General features: G+C 70.8%; 1 protein-coding gene (cut by a window edge). It reads right to left on the bottom strand.

The annotated features are described in order from the left end of the window. Positions 1-17670 carry part of the coding region annotated (locus GVY64_RS19770; protein ID WP_159843529.1) for a non-ribosomal peptide synthase/polyketide synthase on the bottom strand (this coding region is incomplete at its 3' end). The annotated region continues 18101 nt past the right edge of the window, so 17670 of the 35771 annotated nt are shown.

Genomic DNA, 17670 nt, shown 5'->3' with positions numbered 1-17670 from the left:
GTGACCCACTCCCGAGCCATCAACTCGTTGAGGTACGCCGGATCCCGATGACCATCCGGCGAAGCGATCACCAGACGACCACCACACACCGCGGCCGACCAGAACTCCCACACCGAGAGATCGAACGTCGCCGCCGTCTTCAGCAAGATCGCATCAGCGGCATCGAGACCGAACTCGACGTTCTTCCACTGCAACTGGTTCGCGATAGCGCCATGCGGCACCGCCACACCCTTCGGACGACCCGTCGAACCGGAGGTGAAGATGACATACGCCGTGTTCTCCGGACGCAACGGTCCCACACGATCGGCATCAGCGATCGGCTTGGCGTCCACACCCGACAAGTCGAGCTCGTCGATACGCGCCACCGGCGCGACATCCGTGTCGAACTCGGCGTCGGCATTCGTCAGCACACACACCGGTGCCGCCGTCTCCAGGATGTAATTCGTCCGCTCCGCGGCCTGATCCGGATCCACCGGCACATACGCACCACCGGACTTCGCCACCGCATACATCGCCACGATCAGATCCACCGACCGACGCAACGCCAGCGCAACCCGCGACTCCGGACCCACACCCAACGAAATCAAATGCCGGGCAAGACGATTCACCCGCGCGTCGAGCGCACCGTAGGTGATCGACTCGCCGTCCTCGGTGACGAGCGCGACTTCCTTCGGCCCGGCCGCGACCGTGGCGTCCAGCAGCGACACCAGCGTGGCGGAGGTGTCCACCGGCTGGGCGGTCGCGTTGCGCGCGGTCAGCAGCTGAGTCCGCTCGGCGGCCTCGAGCAGTTCGAGGTCGCCGACCGGGGTGCGCGGCGCGGCGACGATCTCACCGAGCAGGCGCGCGAATCGGTCCACGAAGCCCTGCACCGTCGCGCGATCGAACATGTCGGTCGCGTAGGTGAAGAACCCGGTGATGCCCTCGGGCACGCCGGCGTCGTCGTAGCGGTCGGTCGCGATCAGATGCAGATCGAACTGGGACAGCTCGGTGTCGATGTCCAGGCCGGACACGCTCAGGCCGGGCAGCTCCAGCGCGGACTGCGCCAGGTTCTGGAACGACAGACCCACCTGGAACAGCGGGTGCCGCGCGGTCGAACGCACCGGGTTGAGCACCTCCACCAGGCGCTCGAACGGCACGTCGGCGTTGGCGAACGCCTGGATGTCGGTCTCGCGCTGACGGGCGAGCAGATCGGTGAACGCCTCGCCCGCGTCGACCCGGGTGCGGAACACCAAGGTGTTGACGAACATGCCGATCAGGTCGTCCAGCACGGCCTCGCCACGACCCGCCATCGGCGTGCCGATCGCGATGTCGTCGGTGCCGGACAATCTGGACAACAGGACGGCGAGCGCGGTGTGCACGACCATGAACAGCGTCGCGCCCTCCGTGCGCGCCAGTTCGATCAGCGCCTGATGGGTCTGCGCGTCCACCCGCAGCTCGACCTTGCCGCCCGCGAACGACTGCACCGCCGGGCGCGGCCGGTCCGAGGGCAGATCGAGCTGATCGGGCAGTTCGGCCAGCGCCTGCTTCCAGTAGGCGACCTGCTTGGCGGCCAGCGATTCCGGATCGTTCTCGTCGCCGAGCAGTTCCCGCTGCCAGATGCTGTAGTCCGCGTACTGGACCTGCAGCGGCGCCCAATTCGGCGCCTCGCCCGCCGACCGCGCGGCGTAGGCGATCATCAGATCCCTGGTCAGCGGACCGACCGAGGAGCCGTCACCGGAGATGTGGTGCACGACCATGGCCAGCACGTAGTCCACCGGCCCGTCCGCTCCGGTCTGCGCGCCCTCCCCGGCGAGCTGGAACAGCGCGACCTTCACCGGCACCTCGGTGGTGACGTCGAAGATCGTCGAGGTCAGCGCCACCACGGCGGACTCGATCTGCGACGGCGCGATCACCCGCACCTCCAGCCGCGGCACGGCCTGGGCGGGCGGCAGGATGACCTGCACCGGGCCCGCCTCGGTCTGCGGGTAGACCGTCCGCAGGATCTCGTGGCGGCTCACCAGGTCCGCGATGGCGGCGCGCAGCGCGGCCACGTCCAGCGCGCCCGACAGCCGCACCGCGATCGGCACGTTGTAGGCCGCCGACTGGGTGTCGAACCGGTTGAGGAACCACATGCGCTGCTGCGCCAGCGACAGCGGAATGTGCTCCGGCCGCGGACCCGCCGTCAGCGCGCGGCGACCGCCCATGTCGGCGTGCTGCTCCACCCGCACCGCCAGCGCGGCCACGGTGGACGCCTCGAACAGCAGGCGCACCGGCACCCGAGTGTCGAGCGCCTCGCCCAGGCGGGCGGCGACCTGCGTGGCCAGCAGCGAGTTGCCGCCCCACGCGAAGAAGTCGTCGTCCAGGCCGAGGCGCTTGGCCTCGCCCCCTTCGCGATCGGAGATCCGCAGCACCTCCGCGAAGGTGTTCGCGACGATCTGCTCGATCGGTGTCACCGGCGCGCGGAAGACCGCCTTCTCGAAAGTGGGCTCCGGCAGCGCCTTGCGGTCCAGCTTGCCGTTGGCGTTGAGCGGCAACGCCTCCAGCTGGATCAGCATCGACGGCACCATGTACGACGGCAGCTCGGCCGACAGCGCGGACTGCAACGCGCGCTTGTCCAGCGTGCCCGTACGGGTCACCACATAGGCGACCAGCCGGTCGCCGATGCTCGGATCGGTGTGCGCGACGACGGCCGCCGCGCTCACCATGTCCTGCCGCAGCAGCGCCGCCTCGATCTCACCGAGTTCGATGCGGAAGCCGCGGATCTTCACCTGGAAGTCGGTGCGGCCGCGGTAGTCCAGCTCGCCGGTGGCGCTCCAGGCCACCAGGTCGCCGGTGCGGTACATCCGGTCGCCCGGCGCACCGAACGGATCGGCGACGAACCGGTCGGCCGTCAGATCGGAACGCCCGAAGTAACCGCGCGCCAGCTGCGCACCGGCGAGATACAGCTCGCCGGAGACGCCGACCGGCACCGGCCGCAGGCGGGAGTCGAGCACGTAGACCCGGCTGTTCCATTCCGGCGCGCCGATCGACACCGACGCCTCGTCGGCATCGGTGACCAGGTGGCTGGTGATCGACACCGCCGCCTCGGTCGGACCGTAGAGGTTGTGCAGTTCGGCGGCGTTGTGGCGGCGCAACCGCTGGGCGGTCGCCGCGGGCAGCGCCTCGCCGATGGCCAGCACCCGGCGCAGCGAGTCCGACAGGCGGCCACCCGATTCGGTGAGCAGCGCGTCCAGCATGGACGGCACCACATGCAGCGTGGTGACGCCGGTGGCGCGCATCAGCTCGTTCAGGTACGCCGGGTCACGGTGCCCGTCGGCGGACGAGATCACCAGGCGGCCACCGGACACCGCGGCCGACCAGAACTCCCAGACCGAGAGGTCGAACGTCGCCGCGGTCTTCAGCAGCACCGCGTCGTCCGCGCCCAGCTCGAAGACGGTCGTCTCCCACTGCAACTGGTTGACGATCGCGCCGTGCGGGACGGCGACGCCCTTGGGCTGACCGGTCGAACCGGAGGTGAAGATCACGTACGCCGTGTTCGCCGGGGTCAGCGCACCCGTGCGCTCGCCCGCGGTCACCGCGGCGGCGGCGTACCCGGTGAGGTCGAGCGCGTCGATCTGTACGACGTCGGCCGCCGCGGTGTGGAAACCGTCCCGGCCGGTGGTCAGCACGCACACCGGCGCGGCGGTGCCGAGGATGTAGTCGGTCCGCTCGGCGGGCTGATCGGGATCGATCGGCACGTAGGCCGCACCGGCCTTGGCGACGGCATACATAGCGACCACTAGATCGCTGGAGCGGCGGATCGCCAGCGCGACCCGGTCCTCCGGTCCGACGCCGCGCCCGATCAGGTAACGGGCCAGGCGGTTGACCCGCCCGTCCAGCGCGGCGTAGGTCAGCTCCCGGCGGCCGGTCGGCTCGTCGGCGACCAGCGCCACCGCGTCCGGAGCCGCGGCGACCGTGGCGTCCAGCAACGACACCAGCGTCGCGGTGCGCATGGAGCCTGCGGAACGCGCCGCGAGCAGAGCATCGAGATCGTATGCGGTGTCGTTCCACGCGGTGAGGATGCGCTCGCTCTCCTCGGGCGCGAGCAGATCGATCTCACCCACCCGCACCGTGGCGTCGGCCAGCACGGCGTCGAGCACCCGCAGGAACCGGTCGGCGAAGCCCTGCACCGTGCTCTCGTCGAACAGGTCGGTGGCGTAACCGAATTCGGTGATGATCTCGGCGGGCGTGCCGTCCTCGGCGTACCGGTCGTACAGCGTGACGTGCAGGTCGGTCTTGGCCAGCTGCGAGTCGAAGTTGACCGCGCTCACCGTCAGGCCGGGCAGCTCGAAGGTGGTCTCGGCCAGGTTCTGGAACGACAGGCCCACCTGGAACAGCGGGTTGCGCGCGGTCGAGCGCACCGGGTTGAGCACCTCGACCAGGCGCTCGAACGGCACGTCGGCGTTGGCGAACGCCTCCAGATCGCGTTCCTTCACGTCGCCGAGCAGGTCGGCGAACGAGTCACCGGCGTTCACTTCCGTGCGGAACACCAGGGTGTTGACGAACATGCCGATCAGGTCGTCGAGTTCGCGTTCGCCGCGACCGGCGATCGGGGTGCCGACCGCGATGTCGTCGGTGCCGGACAGCCGCGACAGCAGCACCGCCAGCGCCGCGTGCACCACCATGAACAGCGACGCGTTGTGCGCGCGCGCCAATTCGTGCAGGCGGGCGTGCCGCTGCGGGTCGATCTCGAAGCGGATCGCCTTGCCCTGGAACGACTGCGCGGGCGGGCGCGGCCGGTCGGCGGGCAGTTCCAGCTGATCGGGCAGGCCGGCCAACGTGGCCGTCCAGTACGCCACCTGCTGCGCGGCCAGCGATTGCGGATCGTCCTCGGAACCGAGCACCGCGCGCTGCCACAGCGCGTAGTCGGCGTACTGCACCGGCAGCGGCTGCCACTGCGGCGCCTCGCCCTGCACGCGCGCCACGTAGGCGGCCATCACGTCGCGGGCCAGCGGACCCATCGACGAGCCGTCGGCCGCGACGTGGTGCACGGTGAACGCGAGCACATGGTCGTTGTCCGAAATACGGAACAGCGCCACCGCAAGCGGCACCTCGACGGTGACGTCGAAAGTGGTCAACGCGAATCCGATGACGGCGCCGAGCAGATCCTCCTCGGCGACGTCGATCGGGCTGAGCGCCGCCGCCGACCGGTCCACCGGACGGATCACCTGGTGCGGGCCCTCCGCCGACCGCGGGTAGGTGGTGCGCAGCACCTCGTGACGGGCGAACACGTCGCCGATGGCCTGTTCCAGCGCGGCCACCTCCAGCGTGCCGGACAGCCGGACGGCCAGCGGGATGTTGTCCACCGCCGAGGTGGCCGTGTCGAACTGGTTGAGGAACCAGTACCGCTGCTGCGCCGGCGAGAGCGGGATGCGCGCCGGGCGCTGCGCCGCCTCCAGGCGCGGCCGGTCCCGGCCGGAGCCCGCGTTGTGCTCCACCCGCGCGGCCAGCGCCACCACGGTGGACGCCTCGAACAGGTCGCGCACGGCGAGCCGGGTGTCCAGGGCGGCGCCCAGCCGCGCGGTCACCTGGGTGGCCAGCAGCGAGTTGCCGCCGAGTTCGAAGAAGTCGTCGTCCAGACCCACGCGGGCGACGCCGAGCACGTCGGCGAAGGTGCCCGCCACGATCTCCTCGATCGGGGTGGACGGGGCGCGGAACACCTTGGCCTCGAACACCGGCGCGGGCAGCGCCTTGCGGTCCAGCTTGCCGGACGCGTTCAGCGGGAACGCCTCCAGCACGACGAACGCCGACGGCACCATGTACGCGGGCAGCTCGCCGCCGAGTTCGGCGCGTACACCTTCGATGTCCACCGCGCGTCCGGCGGTCGCGATGACGTACGCGACCAGCTGGTCGCCCAACCGATCGTCCGAGCGCACCACGACCACCGCCTGGGCGATCGAGTCCAGCGCCGTCAGCGCCGACTCGATCTCGCCCAGCTCGATGCGCAGACCGCGCAGCTTCACCTGGAAGTCGGTGCGGCCCAGGTACTCCAGCTCGCCCTTGTCGGTCCAGGTGACCAGGTCGCCGGTGCGGTACATCCGCTCGCCCGGCGCGCCGTAGGGGTTGGCCACAAACCGGTCGGAGGTCAGATCCGGACGCGCGACGTAGCCGCGGGCCAGTTGCACGCCCGCGAGATACAGCTCACCCGCGACACCCACCGGCACCGGGTGCAGGCGCGAATCCAGCACGTACACCTGGGTGTTGAACACCGGAGCGCCGATCGGCACCGACACCGCGTCGGCCTCGGTCACCTCGTGATAGGTGACGTCGACCGCGGCCTCGGTCGGGCCGTACAGGTTGTGCAGGCGAGCCCCGGTCAGCTCGACGAGCTTCTGCGCCGTCTGCGCGGGCAGCGCCTCACCGGAGGCGAAGACGTTGCGCAGGCTGGTGCATTCGTCGGCGCGTTCCTCGGCGACGAACACCGACAGCATCGACGGCACGAAGTGCGCGGTGGTGACCTGCTCGCCGGTGATTACCTGCACGAGGTAGGCCGGATCGCGATGGCCGTCCGGCTTCGCCACCACCAGGCGCGCGCCGACCTGCAACGGCCAGAAGAACTCCCACACCGACACGTCGAACGTGGCCGGGGTCTTCTGCAACACCACGTCGGTGTGGTCCAAGCCGTACTCGTCCTGCATCCACACCAAGCGGTTGACGATCGCGGCGTGCGAGACCGCCACACCCTTCGGACGGCCGGTCGAACCGGACGTGAAGATCACGTAGGCGGTGTTCGACGCACGCAGCGGCGCACGGCGATCGGCGTCGGTGACCGGCTCGTCGGAGTAACCGGCCAACGACACCACGTCGATCTCGATCGCCGGGGTCGAGCCCGCGTCGAACCCGTCGCGGGACGTGGTGAGCAGGCACACCGGCTGCGCGGTGTCGAGCACGTACCGGGTGCGGTCGGCCGGATGGTCCGGGTCCAGCGGCACGTACGCGCCACCGGCGACGCTCACCGCGTACATGCCGACCACGAGGTCGATCGAGCGGCGCATACCCAGCGCGACCATCGAATCGGGGCCGACGCCCAGCGAGATCAGGTGGCGGGCAAGGCGGTTCACCCTGGAGGCGAACTCGGCATAGGACAGACTCGTCCCCTCGAACGTCACCGCGCTCGCGTCCGGAGTCCGCGCGAGCTGCGCGGCGAACATCGACACCAGGGTGGCGGCCGGGTCCACCGGGTGCGCGGTGTCGTTCCACCGCTGCAGCACCTCGGTGCGCTCGACGCTGTCGAGCAGTTCGACATCGCCGATGGCCACGGACGCGTCCGTGGCGATCGCGCTCAGCATCCGCACCAGCCGCGACGCGACGCCCGCGATGGTGTCGGGGTCGAACATGTCGGTGGCGTAAGCGAATTCGGCGATCATGCCGTCGGCCGCGCCCGCGGCGTCGAAACGGTCGGAGAGGTTGAGATGCAGGTCGAACTTGGCGGTCACCACGTCCAGCGGCACCCCGGCCACTTCCAGGCCGGGCAGCTCGAAGGTGGCCTCACCGGTGTTCTGGAACGACAGCATCACCTGGAACAGCGGGTGCCGCGCCTGCGAACGCGCCGGGTTCAGGATCTCCACCAACCGCTCGAACGGCAGGTCCGCGTGCGCGAACGCCGCGAGATCGGTGTCCTTGGTGCGGGCGAGCAGTTCGGTGAACGGCATCGCGGGATCGACCGCGCTGCGCAGCACCAGCGTGTTGACGAACATGCCGATGGCGTCGTCGAGCACCGCCTCGCCGCGGCCCGCGACCGCGGTGCCGACGGCGATGTCGTCGCTGCCGGACAACCGCGCCAGCAGCGCGGCGAACGCCGCGTGCACCACCATGAACAAGCTGGCGCCGTTCGCGCGGGCCAGCGCGTTCAGCTCGCGCAGCAACCGCGCGTCGAGCGAGAACTCGTACACGCCACCGCGGTTGGACGCCACCGCCGGACGCGAGCGGTCCGACGGCAGATCCAGCTGATCGGGCAGCCCGGCCAGAGTGTCGGACCAGAACGCGACCTGCTGGGCGATCAGCGAGTCGGGATCGCCCTCGGAGCCGAGCGTCTCGCGCTGCCACAGCGCGTAGTCGGCGTACTGCACCGGCAGCGGAGCCCAGGCCGGCGCCTCGCCGCGCGAACGCGCCGAGTAGGCCACCATCACGTCGCGGGCCAGCGGGCGCACCGACCAGCCGTCGCCGGAGATGTGGTGCACCACGAACACCAGCACGTGGGTGTCGGGCTGCGAGCCGTCCATCGAGCCCGCGATGCGGAACAGCTGAGCTCGCACCGGGACCTCGGCGGTGACGTCGAAGCCGGTCAGCACCAGTTCGCTGATCCGCTCGGAGATCTCGGCCTCGGACACCTCGATGGGGGTGAGATCGACGGCGCTGTGCCCGGCGGGCAGCACGACCTGCACGCCCTGGCCGTCGGCGGTCTCCGGGTAGACGGTGCGCAGCACCTCGTGCCGATCGACCACGTCGGCGACGGCCTGACGCAGCGCCTCGGTGTCCAGGGTGCCGGTGAGCCGGACCGCGAGCGGGATGTTGTTCACCGCGGTCTGGTTGTCGAACCGGTTCAGGAACCACATCCGCTGCTGCGCCAGCGACAGCGGGATCTTCGGCGGACGCGGGCCCGCCACCAGCTCGCGGCGGCGTCCGGTGCCCTGGTGCGACTCGACTCGCGCGGCCAGCGCGGCCACCGTCGGCGCCTCGAACAGCGTGCGGACCGGAATCCGGGTGTCCAGCGCGGCGCCCAGACGCGCCACCACCTGGGTGGCGATCAGCGAGTTGCCGCCCAGCTCGAAGAAGTCGTCGTCCAGGCCGACGGGGCGATCGGCGGCCTGCGCCAAGCCGAGCACCTCCGCGAAGACGTCGGCGACGATCTCCTCCACCGGCGTCGAGGGCGCGCGGAATTCCCGCGCCTCGAAGACGGGTTCGGGCAGCGCGCGCCGATCCAGCTTGCCGTTCGGGTTCAGCGGCATGGCGTCGAGCACCACGATCGCGGCGGGCACCATGTACGACGGCAGCTGCGCGGCCAGGTGCGCGCGCAACGCCTCGACGTCAACCGTAGCGCCGCCCGCGGGCACGACGTAACCCACCAACTGGTCGCCGGTGTGCGCGTCGGAACGCACCAGCGCGACCGACTGCGCGACCGATTCGTGCGCGGTCAGCGCGGTCTCGATCTCGCCGAGCTCGATGCGCAGACCGCGCAGCTTCACCTGGAAGTCGGTGCGGCCCAGGTACTCGATCGCGCCGGTGGCGTCCCGGCGCACCAAGTCACCGGTGCGGTACATCCGCGCGCCGGGCTCCCCGTACGGGTTGGCCACGAACCGGTCGGCGGTCAGATCGGCGCGACCGAAGTAGCCGCGCGCCAGCTGATCGCCCGCGAGGTACAGCTCACCCGCGACGTTCGCCGGCACCGGGTGCAGGCGCGAATCCAGGACGTACGCCTGCGCGTTCCACACCGGCAAGCCGATCGGGACAGCGCCGTCAACCTGGTCGGCGACGGGTGCGTGCGTGGCGTGCACGGTGAACTCGGTGGGTCCGTAGAGGTTGTACAGCGCGGCGTCGCTGACCCGGCGGATGGCCACGACCGCGTCGGCGGTGAACGCCTCACCGGCGACGAACAGCGTGCGCAGCGAGGCGAGCGCGTCGGCGCCGGCCGGGTCGATGGCGCCGGCGAAGACGGTCAGCATCGAGGGCACGAACGAGGTCATGGTGACCCGCTCGGCCGCGATCACGTCGGCCAGGTACTGCGGGTCGCGGTGCCCGTCCGGGCTTGCCACCACGATCCGGCCGCCGGTGCTCAGGGGCCCGAACAGCTCCCACACCGACACGTCGAACGTGGCCGGGGTCTTGAACAGCACCACGTCGTCCGCGCCGATGCCGTATTCGCCGGTGATCCAACGGATCTGGTTCACCACCGCCGAGTGCGGCACTGCGACGCCCTTGGGGCGTCCGGTCGAACCGGAGGTGAAGATCACGTACGCCGGATGCTGCGGGCGCAGCGGCGCGATGCGTTCGGCGTCGGTGACGGGAGCGTCCGCGTAGCCGGACAGGTCCAGCTCGTCGATGCGCAGCGTGGCGCGGCCCGCGCCGTCGAACGCGTCGCGCGCGGTGGTCAGCACGCAGACCGGATCGGCCGAGTCGAGCACGTAGTGCACGCGGTCGGCGGGCTGGTCCAGATCCAGCGGCACATAACCGCCGCCCGCCGCCTGCACCGCGTAGGCGGCCACGACCAAGTCCACCGACCGGCGCAGGCCCAAGGCGACCAGCGTCTCCGGGCCGACGCCCGTCTCGACGAGGCGGCGCGCCAGCCGCCGCACGCGGGCGGCGAATTCGGCGTAGGTGAGGGACGTCCCGGTGGCCGGGTCGACCACGGCGACCGCGTCCGGGGTGGCCGCGGCCTGCGCGGCGAACTCCTCGACCAGCGTGGTCGCCGGGCCGAGATCGCGGGCGGTGTCGTTCCAGCCGCGCAGCGCCTGCGCGGTCTCCTGCTCGTCCAGCAGCGCGAGGTCGCCGATCGGCCGGTCCGGCTCGGCGGCGACGGCCCGCAGCAACCGGCCGAAGCGCCGCCCGAACTCGGCCATGGTGGCCGGGTCGAACAGGTCGGTGGCGTAGATCAGCTCGGCGGCGATGCCCGCGCCGGTCTCGGCGTCACGTTCGGACAGCACCAATTGCAGGTCGAACTTGGCGACGTCGATGGGCAGCTCGACGCCGCTCACCGTCAGACCGGGCAGTTCCAAGCTGTTCTGGCCCGTGTTCTGGAACGACAGCATCACCTGGAACAGCGGATGCCGCGCCTGCGAACGCGCCGGGTTCAGGATCTCCACCAACCGCTCGAACGGCAGGTCCGCGTGCCCGAACGCGGCGATGTCGGTCGCGCGCACCGCGCGCAGCAGCTCGGTGAACGTCGCGCCGGACTCGATCGGGGTCCGCAGCACAAGGGTGTTGACGAACATGCCGATCAGGTCGTCGAGCGCGCGCTCGCCACGTCCGGCGACGGGCGTGCCGATCGCGATGTCGTCCTCGCCGGACAGCCGCGCCAGCAGCACGGCCAGCGCGGTGTGCGCGACCATGAACAGCGTCGCGCCGCGCGTGCGGGCCAGTTCGGTGAGCTGGGCGTGGGTTTCGGCGTCGATCTCGAAGACGTGCGTGGCGCCGCGACCGGAGGCGACCGCGGGCCGCGGCCGATCCGAGGGCAGGTCCAGCTGCTCCGGCAGTCCGCGCAGCGTGTCCGACCAGAACGAGATCTGCTCGGAGATCACCGAGGCCGGGTCGTCCTCGGCGCCGAGCACCTGGCGCTGCCACAGCGCGAAGTCGGCGTACTGGACCTCGAGCGGACGCCAGGCGGGCTCGCCGCCGTCGACGCGGGCGCCGTAGGCGGTCATCACGTCGCGGGTCAGCGGGCCCATGGAGAAGCCGTCGGCCGAGATGTGGTGCACCACCAGCGCGAGCACGTGCTCGGTGGGGCTGATCTCGAACAGCCGGGCGCGGAAGGGCACCTCGGCGGTGACGTCGAAGGCCGTGCCGATCAGCCGCGCGAGCTGTCCGGGCAGTTCGGCTTCGGTGACGTCGATCGGCGTGAGGTCGGGGATGACCTTGGCCGTCGCCACGATCCGCTGGTGGGCGGCGCCGTCCACCTCGGGGTAGAAGGTGCGCAGCGACTCGTGGCGGGCCAGCACGTCGGCGACGGCGATCTGCAGCGCCTGCCGGTCCAGCAGGCCGGACAACCGCACCGCGGCCGGGATGTTGTCCACCGCCGAATCGGGGTCGAAGCGGTTGAGGAACCACATGCGCTGCTGGGCCAGCGACAGCGGCACCAGCTCCGGGCGCTGTTGCGGCGCCAGCGGGGCACGACCGCCCGCACCCGCCTTGGTCTCCGCGCGCGCCGCCAGCGCGACCACGGTGGACGCCTCGAACAGCTCGCGCACGCCGAGGTCGGTGTCCAGCGCGGCCGACAACCGGGCCGCCACCTGGGTGGCCGACAGCGAGTTGCCGCCGAGGGCGAAGAAGTCGTCGTCCAGGCCGACCCGCTCGAGGCCGAGCACGTCGGCGAAGGTGGCGGCGACGATCTCCTCGACCGGTGTGGTCGGGGCCCGGAACACCGCGGCCTCGAACACCGGCGCGGGCAGCGCCTTGCGGTCCAGCTTGCCGGAGGCGTTGAGCGGGAACTCCTCCAGCACCATCACGATCGAGGGCACCATGTACGCGGGCAGCTGCCGCCCCAGGTCTTCGCGGACCAGGTCGGTGTCCAGCGCGGCGTCCGGCGCGGGGATGACGTAGGCGACGAGTTGGTCACCGGAGTGCGCATCGGAGCGCACCACCACGACGGCTTGCGCGATCTCGTCCAGCCCGGTCAGCGCCTGCTCGATCTCACCGAGTTCGATCCGCAGACCACGCAACTTCACCTGGAAGTCCGTGCGGCCCAAATACTCCAACTCACCGTGCTCGGTCCACGCCACCAAGTCACCCGTGCGATACATCCGCGCACCCGGCTCACCGTACGGGTTGGCCACGAAACGGTCACTCGTCAGATCCGGGCGCGCGACATAACCCCGCGCAAGCTGCACACCCGCGAGGTACAGCTCACCCGCGACACCGACGGGAACCGGGCGCAGGCGCGCATCCAGCACGAACACCTGCGTGTTGGACACCGGCGCACCGATCGGCACCGTCTCGGTGTCGGCGTCGACGACCTCGTGGAAGGTGACGTCGACCGCCGCTTCCGTGGGGCCGTACAAGTTGTGCAGGGACGCACCGGTCAGCTCCCGCAGGCGATGCGCGGGCTTGGGCGGCAACGCCTCACCCGAAGCGAACACCAGTCGCAGCGAATCGCATTGCGCCGCAGCGGCATCCGCGACGAATACCGCCAGCATCGACGGCACGAAGTGGGTGACGGTCACCTGTTCGGTGCTGATGATCTCGGCCAGGTAGGCGGGGTCACGATGCCCGTCCGGCTTCGCCACCACCAAGCGCGCGCCGATCTGCAACGGCCAGAAGAACTCCCACACCGACACATCGAACGTGGCCGGGGTCTTCTGCAACACCACATCAGCGCCGGTCAGCTGGTAGGCAGTCTGCATCCAGACGAGCCGGTTCACGATCGCGGCGTGCGAGACCGCCACACCCTTCGGACGACCCGTCGAACCGGAGGTGAAGATCACGTACGCCGTGTTCGACGGACGCAGCGGCGCACGACGATCGGCGTCGGTGACCGGAGCCTCGGACAACCCCTTCAGATCCAGCAGGTCGATGCGCACCTGCGCGGTATCAATGTCCAGATCGCTGCCGGAGGTCAGCACGCAGACCGGATCGGCGGTGCCGAGGATGTATTCGGTGCGCTCGGCCGGGTGATCCGGATCCAGCGGCACGTACGAGCCACCGGCCACTGCGACGGCGTACATGCCGATCACCAGATCGATCGAGCGCCGCATGCCCAGCGCCACATACGATTCCGCGCCCACGCCGCGCGCGATCAGCCAGCGCGCCAGCTGGTTGACCCGCCAGGAGAACTCGGCGTAGGACAGACTTGTCCCCTCGAACGTGATCGCGGTCGCGTCCGGAGTGCGTTCCACCTGGTCGTAGAACATCGACACCAAAGTCGCACCGGTGTCCACGGGGTGCGCGGTGTCGTTCCAGCCGGACACCACGAGTTCGCGCTCGGCGGCATCCAGCAGCGCGATGTCACCGACCACCGCGTCGGGCTCCGCGGTGATCGCGGTGAGCACCCGGACCAAGCGGTCGGCGATGCGGCGCACCGTCTGCTCGTCGAACAGGTCGCGCAGATAGCCCGCGCGCACCCGCAGCCGCGAATCCAGTTGCGCGATCAGGGTCAGCGGGTAGTGCGTGGCGTCGGCCGCGTCTAGGCCGACAACGGCCATGCCGTCGATGTCCGCGGCCTGCGCCTGCAAACCCGCGGCGTCGACCGGGTAGGACTCGAACACCACCAGGGTGTCGAACAAGCCGCCGATGCCCGCGACCGACTGGATGTCGGCCAGGCCCACGTAGTGGTGGTCGAGCAGATCGGCCTGCTCGCCCTGGGTGCGGACCAGCAGCTCGCGCACCGGCTCCGACGGATCGAAACGCACCCGCACCGGCACGGTGTTGATGAACAGACCGACCATCGCCTCCACGCCCGAAAGCTGCGCGGGACGCCCGGAGACGGTGGTGCCGAACAGCACGTCGTCGCGGCTGGTCATCCGGCCGACGAGGATGCCCCACGCCGTCTGCAGCACCGTGTTCGGGGTGACGCCGAGCGAGCCCGCCAGCGCGGTCAACCGCGCGGTGGTCGCCTCGTCCAAGTCGAAGAAGTACTCGCCGGACAGCGAGGTGATCTCACGACCGGCGTCCGGCCGCGCCAGCAGGGTCGGCTCGCCGACGCCGCGCAGCGCGTGCGCCCACGCCGCCAGCGACGCCGCGTGGTCCTGCTGCCGGGTCCAGTCCAGGAAGTGCCGGTAGGAGCGCACCGCGGGCAATGCCGAGGCATCCGCGTGGGCGGCGTAGAGCACCAGCAGATCCCGCATGAGCAGCGGCATGGACCAGCCGTCGAGCAGGATGTGGTGGTTGGCCACCACGAACTGCCAGCGGTCGGGCGCGACCTGGATCAGCGTGAAGCGGATCAGCGGCGGCGCGGCCAGGTCGAACCGGCGCATGCGGTCGGCCTCGATCAGGTCCTCGGCCGAACCGGATTCGATCCGGTCGTGCTCCGACCACGCCACCCGGACGCTGTCCAGCACGATCTGCACCGGGTTGCCGTCGTGGTCGCTGACGAACGCGGTGCGCAGGTTCTCGTACCGGTCCACCAGAGCCTGTGCCGCCGCGCGCAACCGGGCGGCGTCCACGCGGCCGGTGAGCGTGAGCACCGCCTGCGCGGTGTACACGTCCACCGAGGTCGCCGCGAGGCGGGCGTGGAACAGCAGACCGGCCTGCAGCGCCGACAGCGGCCAGACATCGGCCAGCGCCGGGTAGCGCCGCTCCCAGGCGTCGATGTCGCGTTGCGTGCTGCGCACCAGCGCGAAGTCCGACGGGGTGTGCCCGCCCGCGCCGGCCGAATTGGCATGGCGCGCCACCGCTTCCAGCGCCGCGGTCCACAGCTCACCGAACTCGCGCACGTCGGCGGCCGACAGCAGGGTCGACGGGTAGCCGATGTTCGCGGTCAGCTTGTCGCCGACCACGATCGCGTTCACGTCCAGCGGGGCCATCGCGGGCATGTCCGCGTCGTACGCTCCGCCCAGCGCGCCGAGTTCCGGCGCGGGGATCCAGCCGAAGCCGCGCAGCGATTCCGGCACGTCGCCCTCGGAGACGCGCCCGAGGTAGTTGAAGCTCACCTGGCCGGGCAGTTCGCGCGGCAGCTCGGCGGCGGTCTCGGTGTTCAGGTAGCGCAGCAGGCCGTAGCCGATGCCCTTGTCCGGCACCGAGAGCAACTGCTCCTTGACCGCCTTGACGGCCGCGCCGAGCGCGGGCCCGCCGGTGAACGCGGCGTCGACGTCGACGCCGGACAGATCGAACCGGACCGGGTAGATCGCGGTGAACCAGCCGACGGTGCGCGACAGATCCGCACCCGGCACCACGTCTTCCTCGCGGCCGTGACCCTCAAGGCGAATCAGCAGCGAATCGTCACCGCGGGCGGCCACCCGCCGCGCCCGCCACTTCGCGGTGGCCAGCGCCAGCGCGGTGAGCAGACCGTCGTTCACACCGCCGTGGAACAGCGCCGGAACCGTGGTGAGCAGGGCCTTGGTGACCTCGGCGGACACCTCGACCTGATGCTTCTCGATGACGCCCGAGGTGTCGACCTCGGGATCCATCGGACGCTCGGTCAGCAGCGGATCGGCCGCGCCGACCACCGAACGCCAGTAGTCCAGTTCGGCCACCCGCTCGGGGCTGGCGGCCTCGCGCTCCAGCGCGTGCGCCCACGCCCGCATCGACGTGGCCGGGGCGACCAGCTCGGGCGTCTGCCCGGCGGTGCGCTGCCCCCACGCCGTCACGAAGTCCGGCACCAGGATGCGCCACGAGACGCCGTCCACCACCAGGTGGTGGGCGACGACGATCAGGCGTCCGGCGCGCTCGGCGGAATCGGGCTCGAGCCAGACGAACCGGATGACCACGCCGGCGGCCGGATCGAGCCGGTCCAGCGACTCGTCCAGTGCGGCTGAGGCGATCTCGACCAACTCCGCGTCGGTGGCGTCCGCGTCGAATCCGGTGCGGTCGATCAGCGCGTCCACCTCGACCGTGCCCGGCGCGGCGGTCTCGACGACCCAGTCGTCGCCGTCGCGGCGCAGGCTCGCGCGCAGCATGTCGTGGCGATCGATGACAGCGCTCACCGTCGCCACGATTCCTGATCGGTCGATGCCGACCGGCAGTTCCAGCGCCAGCGTCTGGTTGAACCGGCCGAACGAACCGCGCCGCTCGGCCATGAACCGCACCACCGGCGTCAACGGCATGACGCCGACGCCGCCGCCCGGCGGCTCGGCCAGCGTCGCGGCCGATGCCTCGGCGGCTTCGGCGGTCTCGGCGACCGACGCCAGACCGGCCACTGTGCGCTGCTCGAAGACGTGCCTCGGGGTGAACACCACGCCGCGCGCCTTGGCCCGCGACACCAGCTGGATGGAGACGATGCTGTCGCCGCCGAGCGCGAAGAAGGAGTCGTCCACGCCGACCCGCTCCACGCCCAGCACCTCGGCGAACACCTCGGCGATGGTCTGCTCGACCGGGGTGCGCGCCGCGCGGAACACGACCTCGGTCGCGAACACCGGCTCCGGCAGCGCCTTGCGGTCCAGCTTGCCCACCGGGGTGAGCGGCACGTGGTCGATCACCATGATCGACGAGGGCACCATGTAGGCGGGCAGGCGGTCCTCGACGTGCGCGGTCAGCGTCGCCACGTCGACCGAATGGCCCTGGGCGGCAACGACATACGACACCAGCGACACCGCGCCCGCGGCGCTCTTGTGCCCGACGGTGACGGCGAAGTCGACGGTTTCGTGCGAGGCGAGCGCGGCGTCGATCTCGCCGAGTTCGATGCGGAAACCGCGGACCTTGACCTGGAAGTCGGAGCGGCCGACGTACTCCACCTCGCCGGTGCGGGTCCAGCGGACCACGTCACCGGTGCGGTACATCCGCGCACCCGGCACGTACGGGTTGGCGACGAACCGCTCCGCCGACAGCCCCGGACGGGCGTGGTAACCGCGCGCCAGCTGGACGCCCGACAGATACAGCTCACCTGCGACACCCACCGGAACGGGCCTGAGCTGGGCATCCAGGATCAGCGACTGCATGCCTCGGGTCGGGCCACCGATGGTGACCCGGTCGCCCGGCGCGAGCGCGTCGCTGATGTTGGTCATGATCGTGGTCTCGGTCGGGCCGTAACCGTTGTGGAAGCGGCGGCCCGAGCCGTCCGGCGCGCCACCCCATTTGGTGACCAGGTCGGCGGGCACGGCTTCACCACCGGCCACGATCACCCGCATGCCGGCCAGCGCGGCCGAATCCAGCGAGGCGAGCACCGACGGGGTGATGAACGCGTGCGTGACCCGCTCGGCGCGGATCAGCTCGGACAGTTCCTCGCCGCCGTACACGCCGGGCGGGCAGACCACCAGGGCACCGCCGCGGCCGATCGCCAGCAGGAATTCCAGGATCGAGGCGTCGAAGCTGGGCGAAGCGAAATGCAATGCGCGCGTGTCGGAGTCGACG

The sequence above is a fragment of the Nocardia sp. CY41 genome, assembly GCF_009829325.1.
Lineage (GTDB): Bacteria > Actinomycetota > Actinomycetes > Mycobacteriales > Mycobacteriaceae > Nocardia.
This window is presented reverse-complemented; position numbering and strand designations above follow the sequence as displayed.